Annotated in this window: 10 protein-coding genes; 3 read left to right on the top strand and 7 right to left on the bottom strand. The window is 44.9% G+C overall.

What is annotated here, in order from left to right:
* A partial coding sequence (locus K6T99_12940; protein MCL6520726.1) for a hypothetical protein occupies positions 1 to 1563 on the top strand: 1563 nt, incomplete at its 5' end.
* Positions 1564 to 1566: 3 nt separating this feature from the next.
* On the opposite strand, the gene K6T99_12935 is transcribed toward K6T99_12940, so the two are convergent.
* The 7 genes from K6T99_12935 to wrbA all read right to left on the bottom strand — a co-directional run bounded on the left by K6T99_12935 (position 1567) and on the right by wrbA (position 7641).
* A complete protein-coding gene (locus tag K6T99_12935) occupies positions 1567 to 2235 on the bottom strand; it encodes a helix-turn-helix transcriptional regulator (protein MCL6520725.1) in 669 nt (222 codons plus the stop codon).
* Complete coding sequence (locus tag K6T99_12930; GenBank protein ID MCL6520724.1) at positions 2174 to 2674, bottom strand: hypothetical protein; 501 nt, start codon at positions 2672 to 2674, stop codon at positions 2174 to 2176. Before K6T99_12930 ends, K6T99_12935 begins: the two co-directional genes overlap by 62 nt.
* Before the next feature lie 106 nt (positions 2675 to 2780).
* Entirely contained in the window at positions 2781 to 4046 is a 1266-nt protein-coding gene (locus tag K6T99_12925) for a 2-oxo acid dehydrogenase subunit E2 (GenBank protein ID MCL6520723.1), read from the bottom strand.
* A 38-nt stretch (positions 4047 to 4084) separates the two neighbouring features.
* On the bottom strand, positions 4085 to 5068 hold the full coding sequence (locus K6T99_12920) for a pyruvate dehydrogenase complex E1 component subunit beta (protein ID MCL6520722.1): 984 nt from the start codon (positions 5066 to 5068) through the stop codon (positions 4085 to 4087).
* Positions 5069 to 5135: 67 nt separating this feature from the next.
* Positions 5136 to 6116 carry a pyruvate dehydrogenase (acetyl-transferring) E1 component subunit alpha gene (gene pdhA / locus K6T99_12915; protein MCL6520721.1) on the bottom strand — a complete coding sequence of 327 codons (981 nt, stop codon included), beginning with the start codon at positions 6114 to 6116 and terminating at the stop codon, positions 5136 to 5138.
* A 3-nt stretch (positions 6117 to 6119) separates the two neighbouring features.
* Complete coding sequence (locus K6T99_12910; protein MCL6520720.1) at positions 6120 to 7028, bottom strand: class II fructose-bisphosphate aldolase; 909 nt, start codon at positions 7026 to 7028, stop codon at positions 6120 to 6122.
* Between the two features lies 1 nt (position 7029).
* Positions 7030 to 7641 carry an NAD(P)H:quinone oxidoreductase gene (gene wrbA / locus K6T99_12905; GenBank protein MCL6520719.1) on the bottom strand — a complete coding sequence of 204 codons (612 nt, stop codon included), beginning with the start codon at positions 7639 to 7641 and terminating at the stop codon, positions 7030 to 7032.
* A gap of 293 nt (positions 7642 to 7934) precedes the next feature.
* On the opposite strand from wrbA, the gene K6T99_12900 reads away from it, so the two are divergent.
* Together K6T99_12900 and K6T99_12895 are read left to right on the top strand one after the other, a co-directional pair.
* Entirely contained in the window at positions 7935 to 9173 is a 1239-nt protein-coding gene (locus K6T99_12900; protein ID MCL6520718.1) for an exonuclease SbcCD subunit D, read from the top strand.
* A gap of 57 nt (positions 9174 to 9230) precedes the next feature.
* Positions 9231 to 9849, top strand: a 619-nt coding sequence (locus K6T99_12895) for an SMC family ATPase (protein ID MCL6520717.1), incomplete at its 3' end; no start/stop codon positions are given.

Here is a 9849-nt window from a genome sequence, read left to right as displayed (position 1 = left end):
AATCCATCAACAAAATTAAGAACTTCTTTCTCTCGTATTACGGAAAACAATGCTGCCTTGGTCAAATACGGTCTTGATTTAATCGGCAATGGATTCTGGATTAGGGGTAACCTGCGAAACATGGACCCGGAGTTCACTAGAGTCATGGACCTGGCAGATTCAGATAAAAAGCTAATGGCAACAGAGCAAGGATTTCGACGTTTCGACTGGGCGGGGCACTATGAGTCATCCAAGAAGCTTTTTGCGATTGATAGCTCGTTTATAAATGCAAAACATGCAACAGACGGTCGTTTCCATAAGCAATCAACAAACAACTTGGTACTGACGCCTTCTAAGAATTTGAAGTTGACAATGTTCCGCGACGAAACAACGTATGGCAAGAATGAGTTGGAAGACTGCCTGACCCGAAACATGTTGCGTTTGGATAATACATCAGGCTTCATCTCTCTTAATGCAATGATTGACACAACAAAAAGCACCTCCGCCTCTGGAGAAGAGAAAACACTTGAGACGCGTACAGTCCATTTCAACACACTTCCAGGACGCGCCATTATCCTAACTGGCGATTGGAAGAACGTGAAAAGAAGTGACGGAACATTTGAGGACACCCAGGTCTTGAAGTTAGATTCGGTGCTTACAAAGTCGCTAAACTTCAAAGGTGTGCGCTCAATTATAAAAACGGACAAAGCCGAAACAATTGCACAGGACTATAGCCTAGCGGGAAAGGTCTTTAATAGCCTTAGCCTTTCTGCCAGATTTGGCGAAACTCTATCCAATGGCTCAACTACTGGGAAAGTTCGAGAACTCAGCCTAACACCGACTTGCCCTACCGATTTAGGGCCATTCAAATCAACAGCATGGAGCGTTGCCTTTTCCGAAGTCCGCAAAGCAGATAAAATCGAGACTCGCACAAAATCGGCAAAAATTGAGACTAACTTCCTACAACATCGCATAACTGCCGAATACTTAGGCCAGATAACTAAAGATGGCAAAACACCGATTGTGAGGGCGTTTAGCATGGTGGGCGATCCTAATCCTTCCAAGCGATTGCACTATTCGCTTGCATACAAGGTGCTTGACCCCGGTTCAGCCCCTTCAGCCCTAGTGCGCAAATATAACGCTGATTTCAAATTCGGCGAGAAGTCAAAGCTCGAATACAACTATTTCTCCTATAAAGAACAACCAAATGGGACATTGGAGCCTATTGGCGAGGAACACCTAAGGTTTACTGCACCACTTACCAGGAGACTTGGGTTTGTTGGAGCCTATGATGTCTTTGAAAATTACCAGCAAAGCACGGAGAAGCGAGTGCTGAGCTTTGGAATTTCGGGCAAGACCTCTTCGCTAGGAATACTCGAGGCATCCTATAGTTACGACAGGGTTTCGAGTCCAAGCGGGACTTCGCACGCAAGAACCTACAAGTTGAAATATGACTACCAAGTTAGCCCCGAACAGTTCATCACACTAACAGGTCAATACACCGACTGGTTCAGCTCCCAAGCGACTGGTTCTCCTTCGGACGATTTACAAGTGATGTTGGATTTAAAGACAGTTTGGCGATAAATCTCAGCGGTCTTGGTTGTTGACCTTGGGACGGAAATCACCAATTAGCTTATCCACTAACTCGGATACGCACGATACACGTAAGCGGTCGAAAACAGATTTAACTCGTGTTATAGCAATTTCAATGTCAACATTCAATCTTCTTGCAATATCCTTATCAGAAAGGCCTGCAATAAGCATAGCGCAAATGTTTGCCTCGCAATGCGTCAAACCATATTGGTTTACAGCTCTGTTATAAGCAAACCGCAAATAATCCATAGCGCTTACAACAGGTACGACATAATACTTCCGACAGCAAGATGCCTGAAATAAGTATGCGCCGAGTCGGTAAGCTTGGTTTCCAATATAACATATGCACTCTCGAGGTGGTATGCAAATCTTTTCTGCCAATTGCTGCTCTTTTATCAGCATAGACACAGCACTGACAATCCTATCAAGATTTTCCTGCTTATTTATGCCACCGCAAATAGATTCCGCCATTTGGTTTATGTGGATGAGCTTTGCGGAATCATCGAAAATAAAAATTGGCATAGGTGCTTTGTCGAATGCGCCCTCCAAAGTATTCTTTGTCCTAAGTATTTCCTCAAAAAGTTTGGCACGGCGCAGGGCGCTAACAAAATGTGTTTGCAAAATACCTAGAAAATGTACGTCTTTTTTGCGAAAATGGCGCATTGCCTTTTCCTCTCGCCATGTATATCCTAGCATGAACATCCTGACCAGCGTTAAGAGCAGTTGTTAACGCATGGCGCAATCCCTCTGGAAGCAAAAAGTCATTGTAGACTTCAGAATTCTCCCACACATTCTTTGGGACAATATCGGTAGGCCGCCAAGCATGGAGGTTTCTTGCCAGGGCGGGCAAGAGGGTCAATTCTCTGGCGTGATAGTAGTTAGCATATCTTTCGAAGAAAGTTGGGGTTATATTATATGATACATGGCGTTCGGGTTTACAAGTTCGGATATCGAGAAAAACAGCACCTAAAGCATCAACGGGCGTTAACTTCCTCAATAAGTCAATGATCTCCATCCACGCTGACGGTGAAAAGATATCCGAGTTTGCAACGTAAATAATATCCGAAAGTATTCTAAGCTCTTCGTATGTTACGGCACGCATTTAAATGGCTACCCGTTTGCAAAAAGTAATACCATGCAAGTTTTGGGGTGTCAAGAGGATGTTTAGTAATTTAATGCTAACTATTCCTGAATGCAGGCTCTTGATGTCATATAAGTCCAATTGGGGACTCAAGCCTTTTCCGCACCTCATTAAGGAATATAGCAGCTTTAGCTCCATCCAGAACGCGATGATCCGCAGACAAGGTTGCCTTCATTCGTTTGGAAATAGTAATTTCCCCATCAATAACAACTGGGCGTTCCATAATTGTGCCAATGGCTAATGACGCCGCCTGGGGTGGATCTATAATCGCTACAAAGTTTTCTACATTGAACATTCCCAAATTAGAAACAGTAAAAGTCGCCCCAGTATATTCAGATGCACGTAGGGTATTTGAACGTGCGTGCTCTGCAAGCCTTTTCGTTTCTACAGCGATTTCCCTGAGAGGTTTTTTATCTGCATTGTGAATAACAGGAGCTATTAGGCCATCCTCGAGCGCTACTGCCATTCCAATATTAATTTCTTTGTGCATTATAAGTTTGTCTTCTTTATAGGAAGAGTTTACTTCAGGAAATTGCGCTAGCGCCAGAGCACAAGCTTTTATTACCATATCTGTAAATGAAATCCTTTCCTGGGCATCTTCTATTGAGTTCAGTTCGTCACGAACGCGAGACGCCCAGTCCATTTCAACCTCTGTGGTTACATAAAAATGAGGGATAGTTTGCTTGCTTTCGGACATACGGTGCGCAATTGTTTTTCGCATCTTGCTAAGTTCGACCTCTTCGGAAGGTACCTCAGCAATAGGAGGAACAGCTGCCACTGATGGAGGCGGAGGTGGAGGCGGAGCTGAGGGAGCAGCCGCCTGAGCCTGACTTGCATAAGCTACTACATCAGCCTCGGTTATCCGACCATTTGGGCCAGTTCCCTTGACTTTCGACAAATCAATACCCAACTCTGCTGCCATGCGCCGTGCCAACGGCGATGCGAGAACATGCTTTTCCTCGGCAACCTCAGCTAAAGGCTTGTACCCTTCTCCAATGTATGGCGGGGCAATTTCAATTGTGGGTTCAGCTGTTTTAGGCGGTTGTTCACTAACAACCTCAGGCTGCTGTGGAACTTCGAACTGGGGGACTGTCTCAACAGCTTCCAATTCGGCGATTGCTGCTCCCACAGGGGCTGTTTCTCCTTCAGGCACAAGGATCTTTTTTAAAATTCCTGATTGAAATGCCTCCATTTCAACGTTTGCCTTGTCAGTTTCGATTTCGGCAATAACATCACCTTCACTAATACGGTCGCCTTCATGCTTTAACCACTTAATGACTTTTCCTTCTTCCATTGTGTCGCTCATCTTTGGCATGGTGATTGCAGGCATTATCGTTCCTCCATTAACTTTATTTGCACCCATTTAATTCTTTATGCCTTCCCCATGATTTGCCTTACCGCCATTACTATGTCATCTTGCGATGGCACAGCAAGCTGTTCGAGCGGCTTCGAATACGGCATCGGTACCTCGGCAAGCGCCACTCGCATTACTGGCGCGTCAAGGTAATCAAAAGCTCCTTCAAGAATTCGAGCTGAAATCTCTGCGCCCATTCCAACCGACTTCCAATCTTCTTCGACAATAACGGCACGATGAGTTTTCCTTACCGAACCCACAATAGTTTCTGTATCAAGAGGCCTGAGGGTGCGAACATCCACAACTTCCGCATCAATTCCTAAATCTGCTAGATGCTCGGCTGCTTTCATAGCCAAAATTAAAGTCCTTAGGTAGGAAATAATAGTCACATCTTTGCCTTGCCTTTTTACCTCCGCTTTAGCAAGTGGTGTCAAGTACTCACCATCCGGCACATTGCCTTTTGCATTGTATAGGGCTTCATGCTCGATGAACATTACAGGATTGCCATCTCGGATGGCGCTCTTCAGAAGGCCTTTTGCGTCAGCTGGCACCGAAGGCGCTACCACTTTAAGACCCGGGACATGAGCATACCAAGATTCCAAATTTTGCGAATGTTGGGCACCAAGTTGAAGCCCAGCCGCTTGTGCAGCACGTATGACCAATGGTATTTTAATCTGACCGCCCGACATATACCGGAGTTTCACAGCATGATTTACTATTTGATCCATCGCCAATGTTGTAAAGTTAATCGTCATCATTTCTACAACAGGTCTGAGTCCCACCATTGCCGCCCCAATACCTGTCCCAGCAATAGCTTCTTCAGAAATTGGGGTATCGATAACACGCTCAGGTCCGAATTCTTGTAACAGACCCTCTGTAACCTTGAATGCGCCGCCATACGCCGCAACATCCTCACCAAGCACAAGGATATTTGAGTCACGCCTCATTTCTTCTCTCAGAGCTTGGTTTAATGCTTCTCGGTAAGTAATTGTCTGCGCCATTGAATGCTCTCCTGCACTTAACTTAAATATATTGCTTGACTTCAAAACCGAACTTTAGCCATAAGCTTTAGGCGTACACATCCTCATATAAGGCATCTGGCGGCGGAAATGGGCTAGACTCAGCAAAGTCCACTGCCTCTTGAACCTTAGCATTCACCTCATCGCGTATTGCGATTAAATCATCGTCGGTTATGAATAGGTTATCTTTTAGATATTTTTCCATCCGTACAATAGGGTCACGTTTTCGCCATTCCTCAACCTCTTCTTTTGTTCGATACTGACCCGGGTCGGCAACCGAATGTCCCCTATACCTATATGTAATCGCCTCGATGAAGCGTGGCTCGCTATGTTCTCGCGCTAGTCTTATCGACCTTTCAGCTGTATCTCTAACTGCTAGAACATCCATACCATCTACTTGTTCACGTTCAATATCATAGCAAGACGCACGTCGAATTAGGTCAGGAATCGAGGAGGCTCTATATATTGGCGTGCCCATTCCATATAGGTTGTTCTCCAGAACATAGATGACCGGAAGCTTCCAAAGAGCAACCATATTCATAGCTTCATGAAAAGCTCCTTCGTTTACCGCACCATCACCGAAAAAGCAAATGCACACTTTGTCCTCTTTCTTGTACTTAATTGCTAATCCAACTCCAACGGCAAGCGGCATACCTCCACCGACTATTCCGTGTCCTCCCAGGAAACCTTTCTCTATGTCGAAAAGATGCATTGAACCACCCTTGCCCTTTGAAATACCAGTAACTTTGCCAAAAAGCTCCGCCATAACATATTTTGGATCAGTGCCCTTCGCTATACATTGGCCGTGTTCTCGATATGCGCCAATTACGTAATCATCCGGGCGCAAAGCAGAAATAAAACCAACCGCCACAGCTTCTTGGCCTGAGTAAAGATGGAGAAAACCACCAATTTTGCCCCTCGTATACATCTCGGCAGCCTTTTCTTCAAAAGTGCGAATCAAAAGCATTTCTTTATACATCGAGATTAGCTCATTTTTTGTCAGTATTGCTCGTTTCTCGCTTATAGCCATAATTTATTCTGCCTTTCCTGAGCTTCCAAAAACACGTATTCTATCCTCGATTACTGCCTGCATTGCTGTTCTTGCAGGTTGGAGTATTTTGCGAATATCATATTTACGTGGCACGCCTGCTCTATCAGCTTCTTCATGCTCAGCCTCAATTTTGACAATGCAGTCTCGAACGGCTTCGAAAAATGCTACACGGATATTTGTATCAATATTTACCTTAGCAATCCCAAACCGAATCGCCGCACGAACATCTTCATCAGGAGTAAATGAACCGCCATGCATAACAAGGGGGATGCCAACTTTGTCTGAAATTGCTTTTACTCTCTCAACATCAATAAACGGTGTCCCTCGATAGAGACCATGAGTGGTGCCAATAGACACAGCTAACATGTCAACCCCAGTATCTTCCACGAAGCGTGCTGCTTGATTTGGGTCGGTCAATGCTCCAGAAATATCAGTGATTTCCTCACCAATCTGCCCAAGAGTACCAAGCTCACCCTCGACCGTCACTCCAATTGCATGAGCTGCCTCGACAACCTTGCGGGTTACTTCTACATTCTCTTCATACGTCCTCGGCGTCTTCCCATCAGGCTGCAACGAACCGTCAATCATCACTGAAGTAAATCCAAGCCTTAGAAACTTCATTACAATCTCAAACGTCCGCCCATGATCAAGATGAAGGGCAACAGGGATATTTACGCGATCTATCAGGACTTTCATTAATGCCGCCAATTCCTCAGGGTCTGTATAATTCAAAGTAGTTTGGGTAACCTGCATGATAAGAGGGCTGTTTTCCGCAACACCTGCACCGATTATTGCTTGTGCGGTTTCCATGTTTACGGCATTGAACGCACCTACCGCATAATGTCCTGCCAATGCTTTCGTAACAATCTCTTTGCTTGTGACCAGTGTCATATCAGGACCTCAGCTTTTTTGTGGTTTCTGCTAGCCTCCTACCAAACGCTCGCGCAATCGATAATTCCTTTTCAGTTGGAGTCGGTTCTCCAAGACCCGAGACTGACGAAGGACCATAAGGAGTACCACCTCTGTCAGTTGACGCAACATTCGGTTCCACATATCCCATGGGCACAATTATATACCCCAAATGCATAAGTGGAACCATCATAGTAATTAGGGTTGCTTCATTCCCGCCATGCATCGTGCTCGTGCTTGTAAATACACCAGCAACCTTTCCCACAAGCACACCTTTTGACCACAGTGGACCTGTAGATTCGAGAAAATTGCCCATTGCAGGTGATACATTCCCAAACCTAGTTGGACAACCCAGTGCTAGACCCTCCGTTTCAACCAAATCATCAAGAGTAGCTTGGGTTATTTCATTTGATTTGAAGTCGTAGAATTTAGACCAAATCTCGTTTGCCCGAATTACCTCCATCGGAGTCGTCTCTTTAACCCATCGCATGCGTGCTTTTACATCTTCCACTTGCTCAATGCCCTCAGCGATGGCTTTGGCTAGCTCATATACATTTCCGCCCTTGCTATCAAATAAAACGAGTATCTCCATGATAGTTACTCCTAAAATTGTTTTTAGGAGTAATGTTCCCATCGTTAGCTGTTTACAAACTTCTCCATTGTTTTATCAAGTATGCAACTAGTTGCATAAGATGAAGATTGATATAGAAAACACCAAAGTTTCATGTTATTATTGTACTAAGAGACAGCTCACTGAAGCTGTTTTGTGATGCCTTTCTCAAGCATTTTTAACTGTTATCTATTTGCAAGCGCAACAATTTTTAGCAAAATTCCAAAAAATTACCTTAAAATAACCGACAAAACCACGCTTTGGGCGGTGCGAGAATAATGAGCAAAATCAAGATAATGCACTTCGGTGATGTCCACCTCGGCATCGAGAACTATGGAAAAATTGACCCAGAGACAGGCCTTAACTCTCGCCTCACAGACTTTTCGCGATCCCTTAACGCGGCAATTGACAAAGCACTCGAAGCAGGAGTGAATTTAGCGCTCTTTGCTGGGGATGCATACAAATCTAGAGATCCAAACCAAACACACCAGCGAGAGTTTGCCTCGTGCATCCGACGACTTACCGACGCAGGACTGCCAATCGTAATGCTTACGGGCAACCACGATTTGCCTAACTCCAGAGCTCGTGCAAATGCAATCGAAATATATCGCACGATTGGTGTGAAGAACGTGCATGTGCTTAGTAAACCAGAAATCCTTCTTGTTGAAACCACTGCTGGACCAATTCAGATAGCCGCAATGCCATACCTTTTAAGAAGCAATGTTCTCTCACGCGAAGAAACGCGCAATCTTTCCATAGAAGAAACCACTGATTTGATGGTAAGAAAGTATACCGACTACATTGCTTATTTGGCTCGGCAGTTAAACCCATCTATCCCTTCTGTCTTATTAGGCCATTTCTGGATAAAAAATTCAAAAGTCAGTTCCCAAAGCTCCTATTTAAACGTTGCTGAGCCCGAGTTGCTGGTAAGCGCAGTCGCAAATCCTGCTTTCGACTATGTAGCAATGGGACACATCCACAAACATCAGGATTTAAACAAGAGGGGGCATCCGCCTGTAGTCTATTGTGGAAGCATTGAGCGCATAGACTTCAGTGAGAAGGATGAGGAAAAGGGAATCGTTATCGTCGAGGTTGAGAAAGGATCCGCATCTTATGAGTTTGTCAGTGTGCCAGCGAGGAGATTTGTCGAAATTGAAGTGGATGCAGATGTTGATAACCCAACCCAACGCATTCTCGACGAAATTTCCTCAAAGCGGATAGACGATGCTGTTGTCAAGTTGATTTATCACATCTCCGCTAACAAACTACCTTTTGTCCGCGATTCGGACATCCAAAGAGCGCTTTCCCCTGCATTCTACGTTTTGCCTATAACAAAACGCATTATTCGCGACAAGGAAACCATCCGAAATAAACTATTAACGGAATCACTCGATCCTCTTAGGGCGCTTGAAATGTACTTCGAGACAAGAGAAGATTACCGAAAACGTAAGGCCGAATTAATGGATTACGCTCGGCCGTTGATTCAAGAACTAATAGCGGAAGAAAGCATAACATAAAGGCAGTCAAATCAGAAAAATATATACAGTAAGCTGACAAATGCCAGAGGTGAAACCATGATTCCACTTAGATTAGAACTTCGAAACTTTATGTCTTACGGCGAAAATGTGACGCCTCTTGTCTTGCGGGGTATCCACATCGCTTGCCTCTCTGGCGACAACGGCAATGGTAAATCTGCACTCCTCGATGCAATTACTTGGGCGCTTTGGGGAGAAGCTCGCGCCTCAGACGATGAACTAATCCGCCTTGGTTCAGATGAGATGCGAGTTGTTTTTGATTTCCAACTTGGTGATGACGTATACCGCGTTATTCGAGGGCGTAGCAAGAAAAGTTCCTCTGGCGTTTGGGAACTTTATATTGCAGATAACAGCCAAATCGAAGAAAAGACAACCGGTCTTCAATCTCATGCCTCGCAACCATCACCAACATGGCGGCCACTTACAGGCCAAGGACTTCGTGAAACTGGCCGCCAAATAAAACGCATCCTTCGAATGGACTATCGGACTTTTATTAATTCTGCCTACATTCAGCAGGGTAGGGCCGATGAGTTTACAAAGCAAACGGTTTCCGACCGGAAGAAAATTCTCGCAGATATCCTCGACCTAGGTCGCTATGATGCACTAGAACAAAAAGCAAAAGACCGCCGCAATCAAGCCGACCAACAAGTCCAAGAGC

This window comes from Armatimonadota bacterium (assembly GCA_023511795.1).
Classification (GTDB): Bacteria; Armatimonadota; UBA5829; order DTJY01; family DTJY01; genus JAIMAU01.
Note: the sequence above shows the minus strand (reverse complement) of the source record. Positions and strands in the feature narration are given on the sequence as shown.